This window comes from Bacillus sp. DB-2, assembly GCF_003315125.1.
In the GTDB taxonomy this organism is placed as follows: domain Bacteria; phylum Bacillota; class Bacilli; order Bacillales; family Bacillaceae_G; genus Bacillus_A; species Bacillus_A mycoides.
The window spans coordinates 83,072-103,672 of record NZ_QNRN01000009.1 but is presented as its reverse complement, the minus strand read 5'-3'; the positions used below and the strand labels follow the sequence as shown (position 1 = coordinate 103,672).

Genomic DNA, 20,601 nt, shown 5'->3' with positions numbered 1-20,601 from the left:
GGACGGATAATATTTAAAAAGTAAAACTAAGTTTATATCTTTTTATAATTTGTAAAACACACCATTAAATATCCAAATAAAAACCCAGTGATTTCATGCACACATACTGATATCACTGGGTTTTATAAGTTTAACATTTTGTATGTTTTGTAAAACTAATTTTCTTTTGGAAGTACAATTCTTTTATACAATTGAACTGTAGTAAAATAGTAAATCAAGTAAATTACTACAAAAATAATAATTGGTACCCAAATACGATTGTACGGATCAGGCAAAAGAACGCTGAACATGTTCATACCAACTAATACGTGAACAATACCCACAATTGCTGGGACTAAGAATACAAAGAATAACTCCTTATAAATTGATTGTGCTAATAACTCTTGGCGAACACCGATTTTACGAAGCATTTGATAACGTGTACAATCTTTGAATGCACCAGACAGAACTTTAAACATCAAGCAACTTGCCATCATTGCTAAGTACGCAATTCCGACGAAGAAGCCCATGAACATCAATCCACTTAACATACCATGAAGAGAATTATACATTTGATATTTACTCTTCAGTTCTTCAGGTTTCATACTTGTATATTTAGCTAACTGTAATTCGTCAAGTTGTTTCCATTCTTTTAAATATGATTTAAAATCATCTGTTTTCCCCATAAACATAGTACTTTCTGGACCCTTTATACTATGATACATGTTTTTGTCTACAATTTTTATTTTATGATCAGGATATATATACTTTGGCTGGATTGTTTGGAAAGCGTCGCTCCATTGTTGCGGTGTCTTCTTCACGTTTGCACCAATTGGCAACTCTTCTGAAACTCTCTTTGTTTTCCCAAACTCTGCTCTTTCATTTTTATTTTTCAATACTAAAGGACGATTTTTCTCTAAATCCTCTTTTAAATAATAAATCGACTGACCTTCTATTTTGTAATGATATTCAAGCTTCTCTGTAAATAAGATAGTATTCAAAATTTTCTTTTCTTCAGCTGTTGGATTATGAACGACTGAATCGTAAATTTCACTACCATTAACTAGTTTTATTACGTTGTTTTTAAATGCCATACCACACGCAATTCCGCCAGTGCCAAGAGCCACTAAGATTGCTACCGTGGCAAGCACATTTGTTAGGCCGTTAATGCGGAAATTTAATTGTGCAAAAGTAAAAGCATTGAGACCTTTTTCACTACGTTTTTTATTACTCTTTAACTTATTAATCATAACTGGGAGAAGTGATCCAAATAACATGTAAGTACCAACGGTTGCTGTGATTAATCCAACGGCCATTAATCCCAGACCCATTAGCGGGTTTGCATATTTCATATAGATTAGTGATGCATAACCAATACCCAATAAAATCACACCAAGGATTGCAACTACAACTGTCATTTTTCCTTTTATGGCGACACGTTCTGTTTGTTCATCTGCATGTACAAGTTGCAGTACAGAAATACGAGATAATTTAATACTATTTATAATTGCCGATAATACAAATAGTGCAAAGAAGAAGACGCAAGTAATAGCTATAGATGGCAGATAAAATGCTTTATAACCTTCGCCAGCAAACTCGAGTTGTTTCATTAATAGCTGACCGATACCTTCTGCGAGCCCTACACCAACTGTAATTCCAATCACAAGAGATGCGGCACCTAATATAATTGTTTCGATAAACATAAGTAAGGTAACTTTATGCTTTTTTGCTCCTAACATCATATACATACCAAATTCTTTTTGGCGAAGAGATGATAAGAACGAGTTTGCATATAAAATATAAAAAAATGTGATAAACGCTAACAAAAAGGACCCAATTTTAAATACAGACACAATATCCCCAATAGAAGAGTTAGATTCAAGGAACGCCTTATTGAGTGCTAATGTTTGAAACATATAAAAAGTTGAAATAGAGACAATAAGACCAACAAGTAAGACAATGTAATCTTGCAACTTACTTTTTAGGCCTGACATGGAAAGCTTAAATAACATGATTGAACTTCCTTCCTTACGCTTTTTGTGTGCCTAAGTCTGCAAGCACGTCTAAAATTTTTTTATAAAATTCATCACGTGTACCACCGCGATGAATTTCTTTATATAGCTCACCATCTTGAATGAATAAAATACGCTGACAGTAACTTGCACTATACGGATCATGCGTAACCATCATAATAGATACCCCTTGCTCTTTATTTAAGTTTGTCATCGCATCCAGTAAACTCGTTGCATTTTTAGAATCAAGCGATCCTGTTGGCTCGTCCCCTAAAATAATTGCTGGTTCATGCACTAACGCACGTGCTGCTGCTGAACGTTGCTTCTGTCCACCAGATACTTCAGATGGATACTTTTGAAGTATTGCTGAAATGCCTAACATATCAGCTACTTTTTCTACTTTCGGTCCAATATTTCGTGATGAAACACCTTGAAGTGAAAGTGGAAGAGCGATGTTTTCGTAAATAGATAAGTTCTCTAATAAGTTAAAGTCTTGGAAAATGAATCCTAACTTTTGTGAACGGAAATCAGAAAGCTCACCTTGTTTCATTTTCGTAATATCCGTTCCTGCAATTTCAACAACGCCGCCCGTTGCTTTATCTAACGTTGAAATTACATTTAATAATGTCGTTTTACCAGAACCAGAAGGTCCCATAATTCCGACAAACTCACCCTCTTGAATTGAGAATGAAACACCTTTTAACGCGTGTGAGTGATTATCACCTTTTTTACCGTACACTTTTTGGACGTTTTTCACATCTACAACTGGTTTTGTCATATATATCCTCCTACGTTTGTTTTTTCATTTCTTTAAAATAAGCTGCTATTCTTATTTGCTTTTAATAAAATTTTCATGTTGCATCCACCTTAAAGCTAAAATGAAAACTTTCTTCTTTATCTACTTCACTCACCTCATCGCTTTCAATATATACATGATAAACTATGAAAATTAGAAAACACCCCGTAAAAACCTTAAGAATTCTTAAGATTTTATAAAAAAAAAGCTTATGGAACCTGTAATTCCATAAGCCATTCTATTTGATTGGATGTTCAACAATAAAGGACATCCAGCCGTCTTTATACTCTGCATGTATATTACCATGATGAAGTTCAACAATTCTTTTTGAGATAGCAAGTCCTAGACCATTTCCCTGGTCATCTTTTCTTGCCTTATCTCCCCTGAAAAACCTTTCAAACAATTTATTTGGATCGCTAACAGGTGGCTTCTCGACTTTATTTGATACTTTTAAAATTGCTTTGTTACCTATTAGTTCAAGACTTATTGATAATTCGGATGGTTTCATGCTGTACTTTATCGCATTCATAAACAGATTTTCATAAACACGTACCATTTTTTCTATATCTATGAAGATAGGTATTGTTTCTTCCGTGATTGATTTTTGAACGATTAAACTTTCCTTTTCAAATATAGGAATGTATTCTCCAACTATTTGTTCTAACAAACCTGATAAATCAACTTCATTAAAGTTTAACTTAGTATCGATGCCTGATAAACGGGTATACTCAAATAGTTCATCTATTAGATATTTCAATCTCTGTGATTTTAAATATGTGGTTTCGAGATACTCCTGTAATTGTGTTTTACTGTCGTATTGCCCTCTTTTTAATAAATCTACATAGCCGATAATAGATGTCAACGGTGTGCGTAAGTCATGAGATACATTGGTTATAAGTTCATTTTTTGTACGTTCCAATCGCCTTTCCTGTTCAAATGTATGCTCCAATTCCTTAGACATATAATTTATATTTTGAGCAAGTTGGGTCAATTCGTCCTTCCCCTTAATCCCAATTGTCAAACCCAGTTTTCCATTGGCAATATCATTCACATTATCAGAAATGAGCTTCAAATATACTATTTTCTTTCGAACCAATATCAAAAAAATTATTATAAAAGTAAAGATTGCGAACGCGATTAAGAAGAATATTGCGAAATAGAATGCAAACATACCCAAACGGTCGTATTTTATAAATAATGGTACTATGATGTATAGAAAATTGAGGATTGTTAAACCAAACGAAGCAAAAAAACTAACTGCAACAGCAACAAGAAGTTTTATAATTATTTTATTTCTAAAACTAACCCTCTTCATATTTTATACCCAATTCCCCAAACAGTTTTAATATAAATGGGATGTTTAGAATCCTCTTCGATTTTGTCTCTTATTTTTGTAATATGCACCATGACGGTATTATCTGATTTATAAAAAACCTCTTTCCAAACGGCTTCATATATTTTTGCAACACTCAGGACAATCCCTTTGTTACGGGCAAGTAGTTCGAGAATATCAAACTCTTTTGGAGTTAGCCTTGTTTCCTTTCCCCTTACCCATACTTGACGTGTATCTGTATTCACGGTTAAATCACCAATTTCTAGGATGCTTTTATTATGATTTATTGACGTATTGTATTTTTTAAACCTTCTTAATTGGGATTTTACCCTAGCGATTAATTCCAATGGATTAAACGGTTTTGTTAAATAATCGTCTGCACCAGAGGCTAGACCCTGAATTTTGTCTATATCCTCAGATTTTGCAGATAGCATAATGATAGGCATATTGCGGTCTTCCCTAATCTTCATACACGCTTCAATACCATCCATATTAGGCATCATAATATCTAAAATAATAAGATCAAACTCCTTTTCTTCTAACAGTTGTAAAGCTTCCATAGCATCTTCTGCCTTTTGAGTTTTCAGACCTTCATTTTCCAAATAAACAGAGATAAGATTTCTAATCTCTTTATCATCATCGACAATAAGAATTTTTGACTCCATATGATTCCTCCATATTTTTTCTCGTATTAAACAGCTAAAGACATAAGCAGGTGAGACATTTCTATCTTCTCTTTTTCTTAAGCTTGCAAACGGAAGACAAGAAATAACATAATGTATATACGTAATATCGTTCTCCCTAATATATTGTTCAATATTTACTACTGATCCATATACAATAAATAAGTTCCCTTTTTCTTTAACTTTTGCTTTTAGTAAAAAAATAAAATTCCTTATTATTTTCCACTAATTAAATAATTGTCTTGAGATTTCTTCTTTTAATTAATTTTTCTGTGAATACACCTGTACTCAGTCCATATTTGACAATGTAATTTACTTTCTTCAAATTAATTCCTTCAATTATTTTGTCTCCAAGAAACCTTAAAATTGGAATGGCTGCACCAACTGATTTTTAGTGCATTATATACAGAAATAAGAAAGCGAATTGTTTTCATACCTAATCATCCCACAGGTTTGAACTCATAATCATACTCTAGAGTCCAAACCTTAAGAAAAAGGGGCAAAAGTTCTTAAGAATTCTTAAGCTTTCTACAGCATTTTGTCATAAGAATATATGACGACTCTCGAAATGTTAGCGGTATCCCCAATAACACTTACTATTCGTCAATCCGAAGGACAAAAAGAACTTGTAGGAATCCCTACAAGTTCTTTTTTAAATAATGTAAAAAAGTTAAAACAAACTATCTCATAATTTGAATCGGAGCAAACACTATAACCACGGGTTGATTATAGTATACAAAAAATATTAATATATGACCTTTATATATTTGAAAATTATGTGAATTTAGAAAAGAATAACAAACAACGATCTTGACTCCATAAAAACTCTAATTATACATTTTGAATAAAACACTGTGAACTACTCGCCACTTAGCAAAGCTTGAAGTGGGAGCTTCTCAGTTCCACGACGAAAGTACCCTTTCGTCTCCCTGAGCGTTACTTCGGGGTGTTCCCCCCCTAGATGTCCAACGCTTGGACGCTCTTTTGGTACGGTTGATATTTTACGCAGGAACCGAATGGCTTGGTTTTCGCACTCTATTTTCTTCCTGCAACCTCATATATCAAGTTATCAAAGAACTTCATATAGCTAGTTTATCAAAAGTTTTTGGCTATGCCAAACCGAAATTCATCTCCCATCTACCGCTGGGCTACGCCCTTCACACGCTTGAGGAAGGAGAATTCTTTCGGGGAATTCGTTAAAATTAGCTTCTCTTTAACAATCTTTTTTCTCTGATGATTTATGTTTTACTCTATAAGAGAGAGCGGTAACTTGTTGGGAATATCTAAAACATTTTTCAGATTTTTCGGAAATCCATTTTGAAACAGGTCTTAGTAAACTATTTATGCTGACAATAAGAATGGTTCCTGTTATAGCTATAAGTAAATAGCCGCTACCTGCTAATGTTCCTACAGCCGCAGAACACCATAAGGTTGCTGCGGTATCCAGTCCTCGAACTGTCAATCCATCTTTCATAATAACTCCAGCACCTAAAAAACCAATCCCGCTTACAATTTGAGAAGCTATTCTTGTAGGTGTATTATCAGTTGGAGTGAGTACACTTAATAGTACAAAAAGTGCAGCACCAACGGAAACAAGTACATTTGTACGTAATCCAGCAATGCAATTGTGCCATAGACGTTCTAAACCAATTATTGCTCCAACAAGTATTGCTACAAGTAACCTGAGTAGAATGTCTAGTTCCATATTTCTGTCTCCTTAATTTCCATCCTTAATGATCATCATGCTCTAAATTGACTTGTTGTAATGGAATCACCTTTGTTTTTTTTATAATTTTATAGCCGAACCAAAATACAAGAAACAGCAGTAAACCAATATAAGTAGCAAGTACTTCATACCAATCGACATGTGACCCTATAATGACTGAATAATTCTGTCCTAAAATAATAATAGTACATATTACAAAAGCTAAAATAGGACCGATAGGATACCACTTTGCTTGATACGGGAGCTTATTTAAATTCTTTCCTTGATGTAAAAAAGCCTGTCGAAAACGATAATGGCTTATAGCAATCCCTAACCATGCAATAAATCCACAAAGTCCCGAAGCATTCAAAAGCCATATAAACGCTTGCCCTTCTCCAAATAAAGAAGCTGCAAACGCTACGATTGCCACAGCCGTTGTCATAAGTAATGCATTAATAGGAACACCTTGTTTATTTACTTTTTTTAAACACTTTGGAGCTTTCCCTTCTCTTGCCATTACCCATAACATTCGGGTTGCAACATACATTCCAGAATTACCAGCTGATAGAACTGATACCAAGATAACTGCATTCATAATAGAAGCTGCAAATGCGAATCCAATTTTCTCAAATACTAATGTGAAGGGACTCATTGTAATATTACTAATATCATTGTTAACTAGATTCGGATCTGTGTAGGGAACTATGACTCCAATTACGCAAATGGTAAGTATGTAAAATAAGAGAATTCTCCAAAAGATTTGCCGCACAGCTTTTGGAATATGCTTTTCAGGAGCTTTACTTTCTCCAGCTACAATTCCGACCATTTCTGTACCTTGAAAGGAAAACCCCGCAATCATAAACACACTAAAAATAGAAAGAAAACCTCCATGAAAGGGTGCATCTCCAATTGTTAGATTGTGAAATCCAATGGGATTTCCTTTGAAAATTCCAAATATCGTGGCTATTCCTAACATAATAAACACGACTATAGTAATAACTTTTACAAGTGAAAGCCAAAACTCCATTTCTCCATAATGTTTCACTGAAAGAATATTAATTCCAAACATAAACAGGATGAATAACGCACTCCAAAGAATAGATGGACTGTATGGAAACCAATATTTCATAAGAATAGCTCCTGATGAAATTTCAACTGCAAGAGTAATAGTCCAGCTAAACCAGTAATTCCAACCAATTGCAAAACCAAATGCAGGATCTACAAATTTAGAAGCATACGTACTAAAAGAACCCGATGTAGGCATATACGCTGCCATCTCTCCCAAGCTGGTCATCAACAGGTAAACAATACACCCCATCAACAAATAAGCTATAATTGCTCCACCAGGTCCTGCTGTATGAATCGTATTTCCGCTTGCTATAAATAACCCAGTCCCAATGCTTCCACCTATAGAAATCATTGTTAAATGTCTCATCCCTAATTCTCTTCTTAATTCAGAAGGCTGGGAATTAGAAGGGAAAGAAAAAAGTGGATTTTTCGTTTTTATGGGTGTCTCTTTCAAGTGCCTCATCCTTTTTTGAATTATTTTCCAGAAAAAGAGTATAAAAAAAGACACCAAAGTTCACCCAGTGTTTTTAAAAGTCACCATAGTATCCCCTCTCGAAACGCTTACGAGGTTAGCTGTCGGATTCGGGCCTTGAGAGTAGCCCTACCTTCATTTAAGAAGGATTCACCCCAAGTGCAATCGCACAAAATTTGGTTCCCCCGCTCCATATGGATTCAGCGAATAGTGATATGAATTTATGTACAATATATTACTCCTATGCCCTCTTGTTTGTAAACAAGAAAATAAACGTTTTTTCAAGGGTGGATTTTTCGCGCTGTACACTTTATTTATAATTTGAATTCTTAAATTAAGTTACATACTTTAAAAAAAGTGAGAATTACAAGTATAGTAATGCATGAAGAAGAGTTTGAATTAAATAAAAATACTGTGCCACATTTTTATTGAGTCTATTATCTACTAGTGTCTTTACTATTTTTAATTACATGGACTACTGATAAGTGGGGTTATGGTAACTAAGTATATATTGTTTTCGTATGGGGAGGGTATAATTTAGAAAATACATGTTAATCAAAGTTAGGAGGGAGTTCATGGGAAGAGAAGTATTATTTGATAATCAAAGTGTAATTTTAAAGTTAAGTGGGGTAACAGGGTTCTTTGCTTTAAAATTAAAATTAGAAATTCCTTATAATACTATTAAGAATGTATATGTACAAGGACAAAAATATCTAAACTTTGACGTATTTGTTGAAGCAAAAAACTATAAACTAAATGTTTAAAGATCTACAGAATAACATTATTTTCGTTAAAAAAGAAATTGTGTTATTTTTAGAACAAAAACGCTATTTCTCTAATTGGAATTTTCTATGAGAAATAGCATTTTTGTTCAAAATATGCAATTATCTATGGTAATCGGATTTCTATGTTTACTAAATTACCTTGGAAATTTAATTTCTCTTGTTGAATTAATTTGTGAACACGGAAAGTTAAATAAGTATCACCTATACGTTGTTCATTCTCCCCCATCACTTTTCCAACAATACGGATCGCACGTTGATATTCATTTGACGTATTATCCAAGATGGATACATCATAATAATCTTCAGATACAGTAGTTAGTTGTCCATTTACTAATATTCTTAAGACACCATTCGTTTGGGAGTGTTTTTTCCAATCTTGTATTAAACTTTGAACTTGTTCTTGAGACAATTTTTTTTTCCTTTGAATGGCTTCTAAAACCAGTTCAGAAGGCATTTCACCTAAACTTTTTAGTACATGTGGAATTTCTTTGTCCTGTAAATCACGCACTGTAAATTCAATATGATGGCTAAAATCTGTAACATTCACTTCTTCAACCTGCATATTTTTATCATGAAGCAGTGATAAAACAAACCTTACACCAATGACATCAGATGCATTTTCGCCATACCATAAGATTACTTTACTCCCACTTGGAACCTCTTCTACAATTTGCGAATTCTGTTTAAGCGTAGTTTCAATCCAATCTAAGTAATCTAAGTCTGAAGTGGGGCCAACTGTTGTTAACACCTCTTTTAGCCATTGTTTTCTTTCTTGCATTCCTTCAATAGAATCTAATTTATAAATAGGACCTATCGAAAAATCCTCATTAACACAAATCACTTTTTCATTTTTGTACTCATTTCTTTGTTGAAAAGCATTCTTTAAATTTCCATATGCAGAATCTCCAAAGGTAATATGTATAACATTCATAATATGTAATCTCCTTATTAACTTAATACAGCTATTTTTCTCTATATAGATAGGATATATGAGAATTCCTCTTACTAAAGTTATTATAAATAGCTTACAAAAAAATAACTACCAAAATTACATTACACTTTTGTAAGGTTGACGATTTCCTATCATTGCAGATGATTTTATCTGTAAAAAAATTGAAGGTCTTGTTTTTAAAGTTTTAAAGTGACATTTATCATCCTATAACGAAAATTATGTAAATACGCCTCCCTCCTTCAGTAAGCAAACAGATGTTTTTTTAGATACATTGAATACAGAGAATACTGGATTATGTTAATTGAAATATATGTGTTATTCATAAAAAAACGTAATCCTTTTTAATCTAGCTTGTTTAGAAAGAATAACGCTTTTTGACACTTGAGGGCAGTGAAGATTTTTAAGTCGATGGGCATGTGGCGGTACCCCATCGCTATCAAGCTAAGCTTTTACAAAGTCAATTTTAGGCGAGATTGTTTCTTTTTTCTAAAGGGAAAGTGTAGGTGATTGAAAGATTTGCATACGAAATAAACCCTAACGGGTTTCACTTTTTTGAATTAAGCGGCTTGATTGTCCGACATAGTACAATTGTAAACGACACCTAATATATCAAAGACCGTTTTCTTCTTATATCGATGAGATTTCCGCCCGTTTTGCTGTAGGAGATTGAACAGACGAAGTAACACTTTTGATAGCTCTTGGGTGTTTTTTTGTATAGTTTGGAATAGAAGAAGAAAATAGTCTTTAATCATATATATGGCTGTATACTCACTAAGCTCTCGTTTTTTCTTCATGAGGAGCAATTGGCGCATTTGAAACATGATAGAAGAACAGAGTAGGATGGCAATCAATTGACCATATAAATGGCACTCCAATCGTTCTGGTTTTATCTTTTTACAATGATGGATTTGAAAGAATGACTTCCACGTTTTAAATAAAATTTCGATTTGCCAACGCAAAGAATACCAGTCATGTACCTGTCCCATCGGGACAATATCTGTAGAGGTGTTTGTCATATATACATTGATACCACTGAGTCGTTTACTACGAGGAGAATACTTCATTCCTTTCTTTTTTTCTCTTACAGCTTGATCTTGTAATCGTTTTTGTTGCTATTGTTTTGTTAATCGATGAACAATTACACGAGCTGGCACTTTATCAATCATTCCTACATAAGCATCAGCTATTTCAAATGTTTGTCCTGGTTGAAGGGAGTTCATTAACGTCTCCATATCTATCTGTATATACTCCGTACCTTTCTTAATTCTTCCATCTTGAAAATAATCAGGGTTAGGATTTTTTTGATAAATACGTGTATTCGACTTGATACGAGAGATATAGTAGGCCTCTTTATCTTGTATATATTGAAGGTCTTTTAAATGAAAATAGCCTAAATCTCGGATACATAAATCATTCGCTGTCACAGTTGGGGCACACAGGGAACCGTAGGTTCGATCATGTTGTTTCCCTGGACCTGTATGAATATGAAGGAACTGTCCACTTAATAAATCATACTCAAGCTGAATCTTTACTCCCGCTGTATGGCTGCATCCTCCTGCACCTGGATAAACGGATGAAAAAGGATCTGGAAGTTGAAATGCAGTTGAATCTAAAATACGAATACGCTTGAAAACAGAAGTATATGGAGAAGAAATCGGCATAGATGAGGTTAATTTTTTGTTTAATAGTTCGGCTAGTAGGTGTTGTAAAAGTTGGACGGCCGCCTTATTAAACCGTTGATTCAGTCCCTCAGGACTGATGAGTACTTCTGTTGATGCTTCTAAACAGCTAGATAACTGAGTTAAAGAAGTCATAGCTACATTTTGGCTCACCCATACACATAAAGCTACTAAATCTTTTGCTTGATACTTACTGGTTCGTTGTACAAAACCAACATCTCTAGCAAGATCCCGTAAGGTATTTGGAGATAAAAAGCTTTGGATCTCTTGAGCAAATAGTTGTAATTCGTCAGACACAGAAACAGACATAAAAAACGCCATCCTTTCCTATGATTCTACAGAAAGAATAGCGTATTTTTTCATTTTAGGGTGACATTTCTTTTTATTAGCTTGATAGCGATAGGATAGCACCACATTGCTGTCAAGCTATGCTTTTAAAGTACTCCCAAAACGAAAAATTGTACATATGGGTTCAAAATAAAGTCACGATGTTTTAAATATGGATGCAATGTTTCTATTAATAACTGACTAAATCTGATTCAATAACGCTTGACTGAATTAAGTTCAGTCATTTATCATTGAATCAGATTCAGTCGTAAAAATAATACGGTAGGAGATAAATTATGAAAAGAATATCAAAAGAACCTGATATAAGGCGTCAAGAATTAATGGATATAGGTTTTGAACTTTATATGAAAAACGGTATGGGAGGATTTAGCATAAAGGATGTCGTTAATCATGCAGGTGTAGCGACAGGTTTATTTTATTATTACTTTAAATCTAAAGAAGATTTTGTTGATGAGATTTTAAATGATTTTATTGTAAAAAATATAGAAATAATTCAGCAAATACTTACTTCGAATGAATTGCTCGTTATGCAAAAAATGAAAAATTCTCTAGATATATTTTGGACATTTGTTGAAAAACTAGCACCATACAAAGATGCGAGTTCATTTCAGACAGAACAACATTACCTACTTGAGCAAAAATTATTCATGCAATTACGCCCACTAATTCAGCAGGTAATTGAAGACGGGGTGAAAGTGGGGATTTTCCACACCGACAACTCATTTTTAACTTCTGGATTTATTTTATATGGTCTTAGTAGTATTGCCCATTCGGAGATAAATTTAAATCTTGATACGAAGAAAGAGATGATTAATCTAATATTAACCACATTAAAGTACGATCAAAAAGAAGATATCTAAAATAGCACCATGGAAATTCTATTCCTAGATATGTTTTAAAGAAATACTTTGGTTTTATTCAGTAAACTGACTAACAATAAGTTTGAAAAACGATTGTTGGAAAAACAATTGATTAAGAATACAGGAGAATTAATATGAAAATTTATATTGAAGGAAAAAATATTTCCAATGAACAACTTACAAAATGGAAAAGAAAACGTATTAAAAAGACTTTTCGTATACTGGGGCATAAAGAGCCACAAATAAAAGATACGGACGAATTAGTAAAAAAACTAACTGAACTAAAGATGCGTTATTCCTATAATGAAATGTACGATAAGTTAAAATCTAAACTTAGTCTAGGCGAAATGATTATGCGTCTCTGTGTTACTTTTTCTGGAAAGAGACGAAAATTTTCCAAAACAGATTTCCACTTAGATGGAATTACAGCAGAGGACATTTCACGTGAATTTGATAATCTTATGCTAAAGCAATCACCAGAAAATGATCTAGTAAATTTATCCGCTTGCCCAGATCATTATGTATTAAGACCTATAGAAGAAAATGGACAAGAGGTCATTGAATTTACTGGTAATTCTCCATTTCCTGTTCAATTCTTCATTGTTTATGGTGACGAAACAGGATTAAAAACACCTAGAGACAACTCTTATCAGTACCAATCTGCAGGTGTTGCACGTACGAAAGACGGTACTGTTATTGGTGGAGTTCGACACCAATTCAAAAATACTAACAAGGGGGTTGAAGTAAGAGCTAGTGTTGAATTTCCAGCACTTTGTCCTAATAGCCTTATTAAATCTCATCAAATGCATTTAGCATGTGAGTTTTCTTATTGGCTACAATGGATAAAAGATCAAAAAAATTAATAATGACAGAGCCTTCTTGAAATAAAAAACATAAGTTTTTTAAATGTAATTAATCCTGAACGTATTGTATTCATTATATGTGACGACGACTGTGAAATAATTAATGTCGTCGTTTTAATTTTTTTAAAAGAGAATATTTCAGTGGAAAAGACTGAATTTTAATTCGATAAAATAGGGGGGATTTCTATGTTTGCAATACTTCTAGCTATAAGTTTCGGAGCTATTTTTGCTGTGCAAACAGCCATTAATGCCAAATTAAGAAAATTCGTGATTTCTCCGTTTTTAGCTTCAATGATCTCATTTGGTGTAGGACTAATTTTCTTACTTATCACACTATTAATTAGTGGTTCACCATTAGGTATTCCATTAGACTTATTTCTGAGTCAACCAATCTTTATATGGCTGGGGGGAATTGGTGGTGCAGTTGCTTTAACGACCAATATACTTTTATTCCCTAAATTAGGTAGTGTACAAACAGCGATAATGCCCATATTGGGAATGACTTTAATGAGTATGTTAATAGATAATTACGGTTTGTTTAATTCAATACAGTATTCTTTTGGATTAAACCGAATCTTCGGTGTGGTATTAGTTTTAATAGGAGTCTTTTTAGCTATAGCTATACAAGAGACAAAAAATAAAAAACAACCTTCTCAAACAGACAGGGAAAGCATGTTAAATCAATGGATTTGGCGTATAGTAGGTATAATAGCTGGAATGTTACTGGCTATACAAATTGCTATCAATGGTCAATTAGGAAAGGTTCTTCATTCTTCTTCACAAGCAGCCTTTGTTTCATTCTTTGTAGGCACCATTACCTTAATTATAATTGCCGGGATAATGGATCGCTCTTACACAAATATTAAAGAACCTATTAAGCAGTCAGCTCCATGGTGGATATGGATTGGAGGGATATTAGGTGGGGCTTATGTTCTAATAAATGTATACCTCGTTAATCAAATTGGAAATGGACAAACTGTAATCCTTACTTTATTTGGTCAAATCACTGGTAGTTTGCTGGTAGAACAATTTGGCCTGCTTAATTCTTCGAAAAATCGAGTCAAACCAATACAAATTTTCGGTTTAATTGTTATGATAGCTGGTGTTTCTTTAATCCGGGTATTTTAAAGCATTCATCAATATCTTCTTTTGGGAGTAACGAATAAGTTCAGTAGTTTTTTATATTTTTATTAGTGCCCCACGGCAATCAAGCTAAATTTTAATGTACCCCCACAATGAAAATTTTCTTTCACTACAGTTAATTACTTTGAGAAATCAGCGTTTTTTCATTTTAGGGGTACTTTGTTTTGTTAGCTTGATAGCGATGTGGCGGTACCCCACATCCATCAACTTAAGGATTTAGACTATTTTTGAAGCTAAAAGCACGTTACTGTTTTGTATCCCACTTTTCTAAACGGAAGTAGAACAATACCCCATCCTCCGTATTGGTTACACCGTATTCTGCAGTATGTAATTCGAATATGTTCTTTACAATCGAAAGACCTAGGCCAGTACCACCGCATACTCGTTTTCTTGATTTATCCACTCTATAAAATTGATCCCATATTTTCTCTATATTTTCTTCTGCAATATGCGATCCTTTATTTTCAAACCCTATATATACGCCATGTTCTTCTTCTATTACCTCTATCACAATCATTCGTCTCGCATCTGTATAACGAATTGCATTCGTAAACAGATTCGTTATCACTTGTTCCAATAAATTAGCTTTTCCCTTCACACGCACATCATCAATATTCATTTTGATTTGCAGTGACTTTTCATCAATTTGACCGTGTAAATCTTTTTCAGCCTGTTGAATAAAATCCCCCATATTGACTTGTTCCATCTGTATTTGATACGTTCCTGATTCATATTTAGCCAAATTGAGCATCTCATCAATCAGTACATTCATTTTCTCTATTTCTTTTTCTAACGCTTCCCAATAATATTGGTTCATTTCAGGCGCAATCCCGTCTTGCAACATAGATGCCGATACTTGCATGACACTGAGTGGTGTCTTCAATTCGTGTGAAACACCTGCAATAAAATCTTTTCTTGTTTGTTCTAATTGCTTTTCTTTTTCTAAATCTTCTTTCAACTGATTGATATACCCTTCCATTCTCTCTGAAAGCTGATTAATATTGGAGGATAGCTCCCCAATTTCATTTTTAGACTTTATAGAAAGCTGGTCTTCAAACTCAAATTCCATGATTTTTTTGGTTGCTTCATTAATTTTCAATAATGGTTTTGTAATGATTCTTGAGTAATAGAAAGACACAATAAGCGATAGAACCAGCACAAATGCAATAATATATACATAGTAATCGCTCATTATATCTGTTGCTTTTGTAATTGGCTGTAGAGAAGACAATGAATAAATAAATTCTTTCACTTGTCCATCTTTTAATATTGGTTTAATGGTTTCTAAATACTTGATTCCATTTATACTAATCTCGTTTTGTACCCATTCTTCTCCGTTTAATTTCACTTTATCGGTAATCCACTCCGATTGAAATTGTAAAATACGATTTGCAAACACTTCGTTACTATATAATGTGTTATCAATTTTTGAATTGAAGTAAACTGGGAAACTTATTTCTTTTACAATTCCTTCTAAAAAATAATATTTTTCGCTTTCTTCTTTTGAAAAAATCTTCATCCCATTTTTAACACCTGACATCATGATTTTGTCTATTTGATAATAGGTAGGCGAGACAAACCCTCCATCATAACCTTTTATTTTTAATGTTGTAGGAATAACTATGTCTTTATTTGACCCTTTACTTGCAGTATCCATAATAGCTATTTTGGTCGTCTTATTAATTAAACTTGTAATTAAAATACTGAAATTAGGATCCATATCTTTCTTTGCATTAATTAAATTATTAAATACAACTTTAGATGTTCGACTTGGATCATTTTTATTTATCGCTTTTATATAATAATCTCCTGACGGTAATTTCTTAATATTTGCTGCTTCATCAAGCCTTGCAATCATAATGCCTTTCTGATTTTCATATGAGAGTTCTTTACTCTGCAGTTTATTTTCATCCTGTTTATAAGCTTCATAAAATGTATTATACTGTTGTAATTGCTTCTGAACATGTTCTTTTTCTTTATCTATATACAAGTAATTCATCACATACATTTGTCCAAAAAATATAACAGCAATAATCATACAGCATAATAAAAACGTTAGAAAAAACAATTGAAAAACTATTTTCTTTCTCATCTTCTGTCTACCTCGAATTTATAGCCCGTTCGAACAACAGTTGTAATATGTTTTGCCCTGTCGCCTAGCTTCACACGTACATTACGCATATGTGCAGTTAATGTTTTATCATCTCCAACATAATCATATCCCCAAATGTTCGTAATTAACGTGTCCCTTGTCAATACTTGCTCCTTATGCTGCATTAACGATAGTAAAATTTCAAACTCTGTATGTGTAAAATCTACTTTTTTTCCATCTATAGAAACAGAACGTGCCGATTTATCTAAATAAATACCACATAAATCAATGCAGTCCTGGAATTGTACAATTTGAGTTGTCTCTTTGAATAAACGCTTTGCTCTCGCTAGTAAAATAGCTGGTTTAAATGGTTTTGTTACATAATCATCGGCTCCTAGTTCAAACCCAAGTAATGTATCATCCTCATCACTTCGAGCTGTTAATAGGATAATAGGAACAGTAGAGTTCTTACGAATACGTCTACACACTGACCATCCATCCATGACTGGGAGCATAATATCTAATATGATTAAATTGATATCATCATGTGCAGTAAATAATTCTAATCCTATTCGGCTATCCTCCGCTGTTATTACTTCATATCCATCATGAGAGAAATATTGTGCTACCGCCTCTCTTATGATTTTTTCATCTTCAATAATCAACACTTTCTTCATATAATTCTCATCCGATCTATGCTTATCTATATGGAAATGGTCATGGCTTGCCTTCCCATTTGAACCCATGATTGTTCAAAATCATCTCGATTAATCGCTATATGTTTCTCTGTCTTTAGCGGATCATTAATATATACATATTGGTCATCATAATTTATCACTACGACACTATGCTGATGATATGTCACTTTCATTTCCCCTTCGTATGTTCTCCATGTATAAAATTGATCATCGGGTAACAGTTTAAAACGAGCATTTGTTAATACCCATACAGGGAACCCTTGATCTATCGCCTCATAGATTTGCTGAGGTTCTTTGTGGCTTAAATCCTTCACTTTTTCTTCTGGGACATATAACTTTGCCAATTTTAAAATCGGTTCCACATATACACCTAATCCAGGTTTATCAAAAGTAGCCATATTCCCGATAAACCCTTTATGCATATTTCCCTTCAAACCATTTCTCTGAAATGGTACATGTTTTATTTTTGAAGCAAGCTCCATCTTGTCGACTTGCGCACCTGAAAACTGTAGTACCATTGCAAGGCTCGTTACTTCACAACCACGCATCAATTCTGGCTTTTGTAAAATCAGTGGAACATCCAATGGTCTTGCAATTTCTTTCTCTTGTCCTATAGGCACATTTTCATTTTCAACTACCACTTCATTGGCGGATTCTACAGATACATTACGCTTTTCTTCTACTTCTAATCTTTGTTTCACTTCATTTGCTAAGGCACGTTGTTTATTAGTAATTGTTGGGCTATCATTATTTGACATCTCAATACTTGTACCTAACACCACTAGAGTGAATAAACAGAATGTTGTCGTTCTAATTTTATTCATGAGTATCTCTCCTTATTACTTTCTAAGGAGAGTTTAATTTGTTCATATCTATATAAAATCATATTTATAGAAAGACAAAGTAAAATTTATATCAAGATTATATAAAAACGACTCTTACACGTATTAATCGTATGTGTAAAAAATCGTGCTATCGATATGCAATATTTACTATTTTTATGCATTGAACCATTTCATCACACATCATGAATTCAAAAACAGGGAAAAAATGCACCTACTTACAATAATGTAGTTTGCTTAATATGTTTAAAATTCACACGGTATACTTTTCATATCTGGATTGAATACAAAAGTACCGATTCAAAAGTCATACATAAACGAAACGTTTACTCGTCTAATTTAGACCAAATCCATACATCAGCATTATTTTCGTGTTGATTATTTGCTTGTTCAACTTTTTCTATATGATTCGTAGTATTCCAGCTAATTAAAGTTCCATCCTATCCTCCATATTGATTTCACTGATTCTTTTATAAATTTAATTTCTTAATACATACATCGCCTCACACGAGATTGATATTTACTAGTACACGATAACCGGTTCATAAGTGCTTAAATTATCATACACATTTTTTGCAATACTAGGAGAAAGGTTAACACATCCTCCCGATCCTCCAGTTAAATAGGCATTATTTGCCCAGTTTGTTCGCCAGCCAGCATCGTGGAATCCTTGACCGCTATTTGTGAATGGAACCCAGTAATCTACTTTAACTGCATAATCACCTTTACCTACTGCGCTACCTTTAAGTGTATACGGTGATCGTTTATAAAGAACGTACCACACACCTGGTGAAGTATCTTCACCCGTGCTATGTTTCCCAGTTACTACATTTGTTGTAACTGCTAATTTTCCATCCTTGTAAATCCAAATTTGTTGCTCTGCAATTGAAATTTCCACATACGTGTCTCCGATGCCATTATTCGATGTTGTTTCATAGCCGATCCCTTCCTTCTTCCAACCATTTCCGTGAATATTAGAAGTAGAAAGTGATTTTTCGCCTTTCTCAAAGCCTTGTTGAATTTGTTTTGCTTCTTTTTCAACATCCAGTGCCCAGCCATAGCCTTGTCCTTTTACTGATATGACCGCCCCAGAATGAGTTTTAAATGTAAAATCTTTATTTAATGTTGATTTAGCATTGTTAATTTCAGTAACCTTGTTCTTAATATTGCTCACATCGATTGTAACTTTCATATCCTTTGACATAGAGGCATTTTGAATTAAACCTTTCGCTTTTAAAGGATAAACTTCATTCTGCACTTTATAATCAACGGACTGCTGAAGAAGATTTTGTAGTGCTTTCTCCTCTTTTTTGATAATCGGATCGTCTTCTTTGATAGGCTGTATGTATACAGACTTCAAATGAATTTCGCTTCTATGCTTCTGCTTGTCATAATCTTTCAGTAAACTCGTAATGTCATACTGTTTTCCTTCAACACTTTTGGAGATAACAACTTTGCCTTGTTCGAGCTTCGCCATAGCATCTTGAGGCTCTTTTAATTTTTTATTCATAGAGATGAGCTTTTCTTCTACAAGTTTTTTCATCGTTTTACTACGATATTGATCTGCCTTTTCTGGTAACAATGAATAATTCTTTTCCTTTGAGGAAGGGAAAAGTGTCCACTGGCTTTTTAATAGTTTCTTAATTTGAGGCAAATCTTTTTCTGCAAGTTCCATTTTTGTATCTTTTTCATCTAAAATTTGTTGTTGGTCTACATAGACTTTGTTTGCTAGTCCAGATATTTTTAATTTCTGTATTGCCTGATCAGCGCTCAGACCACCGACTTTTGTGTCGTTAATTGTAACATTCGAATTGAAGTGGGTTGCCTGATAATAAATCATTCCCCCAATGAGAAGTGTGATTATACCACCACCCACTGCAATAAGATTCCAATTTGTAAAACATTTGCTTGATCTTACTCTTTTTTTATCAGCTTCTTCAACTGACTCATTTATTCTATTGTTGTTCATCAAACTTCCCCCGTTTACACCAAAGTCAATAGATTTTAAACTAAAATTATTGACTAATGTACCTTATTATTCTTAAAATCCCATTATCTTTGAACAGATTCTATCGCAATTAATTGATCTAATTTAGACTTTTAATAAACGACACATAAAAAATGATAGATAAATTTTTCATTCACACTAAATATTTTTATATAAGTAATAAATCATTATAAATAGTGGCCCCACTCTATGCCTGAAAATCTAGCAAAACAAGTTTCCCAAAACGATAAATATGAAATTCGGTGCCACAAAAAATACAACTTTTCCATTTAGGGGCTTTAAA

General features: G+C 33.3%; 15 protein-coding genes, 1 pseudogene and 1 riboswitch. Of the genes and pseudogenes, 4 read left to right on the top strand and 12 right to left on the bottom strand.

The features are described 5' to 3' along the window. Positions 1-155: 155 nt before the first annotated feature. The 6 genes from DET63_RS16635 to DET63_RS16600 all read right to left on the bottom strand — a co-directional run bounded on the left by DET63_RS16635 (position 156) and on the right by DET63_RS16600 (position 8,030). Positions 156-1,991, bottom strand: a complete 1,836-nt coding sequence (locus tag DET63_RS16635) for an FtsX-like permease family protein (RefSeq protein WP_113937238.1) — start codon at positions 1,989-1,991, stop codon at positions 156-158. Between the two features lie 16 nt (positions 1,992-2,007). After that, a complete protein-coding gene (locus DET63_RS16630) occupies positions 2,008-2,769 on the bottom strand; it encodes an ABC transporter ATP-binding protein (RefSeq protein ID WP_113937237.1) in 762 nt (253 codons plus the stop codon). Between the two features lie 256 nt (positions 2,770-3,025). Continuing rightward, positions 3,026-4,102 carry a HAMP domain-containing sensor histidine kinase gene (locus tag DET63_RS16625; RefSeq protein ID WP_113937236.1) on the bottom strand — a complete coding sequence of 359 codons (1,077 nt, stop codon included), beginning with the start codon at positions 4,100-4,102 and terminating at the stop codon, positions 3,026-3,028. Beyond that, positions 4,099-4,785 carry a response regulator transcription factor gene (locus tag DET63_RS16620; RefSeq protein WP_016093763.1) on the bottom strand — a complete coding sequence of 229 codons (687 nt, stop codon included), beginning with the start codon at positions 4,783-4,785 and terminating at the stop codon, positions 4,099-4,101. The genes DET63_RS16625 and DET63_RS16620 overlap by 4 nt, the downstream gene beginning before the upstream one ends. Before the next feature lie 1,231 nt (positions 4,786-6,016). After that, positions 6,017-6,508 carry an MgtC/SapB family protein gene (locus tag DET63_RS16605; RefSeq protein ID WP_113937235.1) on the bottom strand — a complete coding sequence of 164 codons (492 nt, stop codon included), beginning with the start codon at positions 6,506-6,508 and terminating at the stop codon, positions 6,017-6,019. 25 nt (positions 6,509-6,533) lie between these two features. Then, positions 6,534-8,030, bottom strand: coding sequence for an amino acid permease (locus tag DET63_RS16600; RefSeq protein WP_080448148.1), 1,497 nt, complete (start codon positions 8,028-8,030; stop codon positions 6,534-6,536). 88 nt (positions 8,031-8,118) lie between these two features. Continuing rightward, positions 8,119-8,264, bottom strand: a riboswitch (cyclic di-AMP (ydaO/yuaA leader). Positions 8,265-8,623: 359 nt separating this feature from the next. On the opposite strand from DET63_RS16600, the gene DET63_RS16595 reads away from it, so the two are divergent. Next, positions 8,624-8,812 carry a hypothetical protein gene (locus DET63_RS16595; protein ID WP_002069016.1) on the top strand — a complete coding sequence of 63 codons (189 nt, stop codon included), beginning with the start codon at positions 8,624-8,626 and terminating at the stop codon, positions 8,810-8,812. A gap of 124 nt (positions 8,813-8,936) precedes the next feature. On the opposite strand, the gene DET63_RS16590 is transcribed toward DET63_RS16595, so the two are convergent. Continuing rightward, positions 8,937-9,764, bottom strand: a complete 828-nt coding sequence (locus tag DET63_RS16590) for a DUF1835 domain-containing protein (RefSeq protein ID WP_113937234.1) — start codon at positions 9,762-9,764, stop codon at positions 8,937-8,939. A 578-nt stretch (positions 9,765-10,342) separates the two neighbouring features. Next, positions 10,343-11,773 (bottom strand): annotated as a pseudogene (locus tag DET63_RS16585) (IS4 family transposase). A 314-nt stretch (positions 11,774-12,087) separates the two neighbouring features. Between DET63_RS16585 and DET63_RS16580 the strand changes: the two are divergent. The 3 genes from DET63_RS16580 (at position 12,088) to DET63_RS16570 (ending at position 14,663) form a co-directional block, all read left to right on the top strand. Next, the gene (locus DET63_RS16580) at positions 12,088-12,672 is read left to right on the top strand and encodes a TetR/AcrR family transcriptional regulator (protein ID WP_060487330.1); all 585 of its coding nucleotides are present in this window, start codon (positions 12,088-12,090) and stop codon (positions 12,670-12,672) included. 134 nt (positions 12,673-12,806) lie between these two features. After that, the gene (locus DET63_RS16575) at positions 12,807-13,535 is read left to right on the top strand and encodes a hypothetical protein (protein ID WP_113937233.1); all 729 of its coding nucleotides are present in this window, start codon (positions 12,807-12,809) and stop codon (positions 13,533-13,535) included. Between the two features lie 186 nt (positions 13,536-13,721). Next, on the top strand, positions 13,722-14,663 hold the full coding sequence (locus DET63_RS16570) for a DMT family transporter (protein WP_113937232.1): 942 nt from the start codon (positions 13,722-13,724) through the stop codon (positions 14,661-14,663). A 259-nt stretch (positions 14,664-14,922) separates the two neighbouring features. Here the strand turns inward: DET63_RS16570 and DET63_RS16565 are convergent, their stop codons facing one another. The 4 genes from DET63_RS16565 to DET63_RS16550 form a co-directional block, all read right to left on the bottom strand. After that, entirely contained in the window at positions 14,923-16,770 is a 1,848-nt protein-coding gene (locus tag DET63_RS16565; protein ID WP_033707378.1) for a sensor histidine kinase, read from the bottom strand. Further along, positions 16,767-17,447 carry a response regulator transcription factor gene (locus DET63_RS16560; RefSeq protein WP_002069011.1) on the bottom strand — a complete coding sequence of 227 codons (681 nt, stop codon included), beginning with the start codon at positions 17,445-17,447 and terminating at the stop codon, positions 16,767-16,769. Before DET63_RS16560 ends, DET63_RS16565 begins: the two co-directional genes overlap by 4 nt. 26 nt (positions 17,448-17,473) lie before the next feature. After that, positions 17,474-18,292 (bottom strand): C39 family peptidase, encoded by an 819-nt coding sequence (locus DET63_RS16555; protein ID WP_113937231.1) that lies wholly within the window; start codon positions 18,290-18,292, stop codon positions 17,474-17,476. Positions 18,293-18,833: 541 nt separating this feature from the next. Next, on the bottom strand, positions 18,834-20,279 hold the full coding sequence (locus DET63_RS16550; protein WP_113937230.1) for a L,D-transpeptidase family protein: 1,446 nt from the start codon (positions 20,277-20,279) through the stop codon (positions 18,834-18,836). Positions 20,280-20,601: the final 322 nt, after the last annotated feature.

Excerpts from the sequence above, each read along its gene's own strand:
- DET63_RS16635 (WP_113937238.1), bottom strand. The coding sequence starts at position 1,991 with ATGTTATTTAAGCTTTCCATGTCAGGCCTAAAAAGTAAGTTGCAAGAT.
- DET63_RS16630 (WP_113937237.1), bottom strand. The coding sequence starts at position 2,769 with ATGACAAAACCAGTTGTAGATGTGAAAAACGTCCAAAAAGTGTACGGT.
- DET63_RS16625 (WP_113937236.1), bottom strand. The coding sequence starts at position 4,102 with ATGAAGAGGGTTAGTTTTAGAAATAAAATAATTATAAAACTTCTTGTT.
- DET63_RS16620 (WP_016093763.1), bottom strand. The coding sequence starts at position 4,785 with ATGGAGTCAAAAATTCTTATTGTCGATGATGATAAAGAGATTAGAAAT.
- DET63_RS16605 (WP_113937235.1), bottom strand. The coding sequence starts at position 6,508 with ATGGAACTAGACATTCTACTCAGGTTACTTGTAGCAATACTTGTTGGA.
- DET63_RS16595 (WP_002069016.1), top strand. The coding sequence starts at position 8,624 with ATGGGAAGAGAAGTATTATTTGATAATCAAAGTGTAATTTTAAAGTTA.
- DET63_RS16590 (WP_113937234.1), bottom strand. The coding sequence starts at position 9,764 with ATGAATGTTATACATATTACCTTTGGAGATTCTGCATATGGAAATTTA.
- DET63_RS16580 (WP_060487330.1), top strand. The coding sequence starts at position 12,088 with ATGAAAAGAATATCAAAAGAACCTGATATAAGGCGTCAAGAATTAATG.
- DET63_RS16575 (WP_113937233.1), top strand. The coding sequence starts at position 12,807 with ATGAAAATTTATATTGAAGGAAAAAATATTTCCAATGAACAACTTACA.
- DET63_RS16570 (WP_113937232.1), top strand. The coding sequence starts at position 13,722 with ATGTTTGCAATACTTCTAGCTATAAGTTTCGGAGCTATTTTTGCTGTG.
- DET63_RS16565 (WP_033707378.1), bottom strand. The coding sequence starts at position 16,770 with ATGAGAAAGAAAATAGTTTTTCAATTGTTTTTTCTAACGTTTTTATTA.
- DET63_RS16560 (WP_002069011.1), bottom strand. The coding sequence starts at position 17,447 with ATGAAGAAAGTGTTGATTATTGAAGATGAAAAAATCATAAGAGAGGCG.
- DET63_RS16555 (WP_113937231.1), bottom strand. The coding sequence starts at position 18,292 with ATGAATAAAATTAGAACGACAACATTCTGTTTATTCACTCTAGTGGTG.
- DET63_RS16550 (WP_113937230.1), bottom strand. The coding sequence starts at position 20,279 with ATGAACAACAATAGAATAAATGAGTCAGTTGAAGAAGCTGATAAAAAA.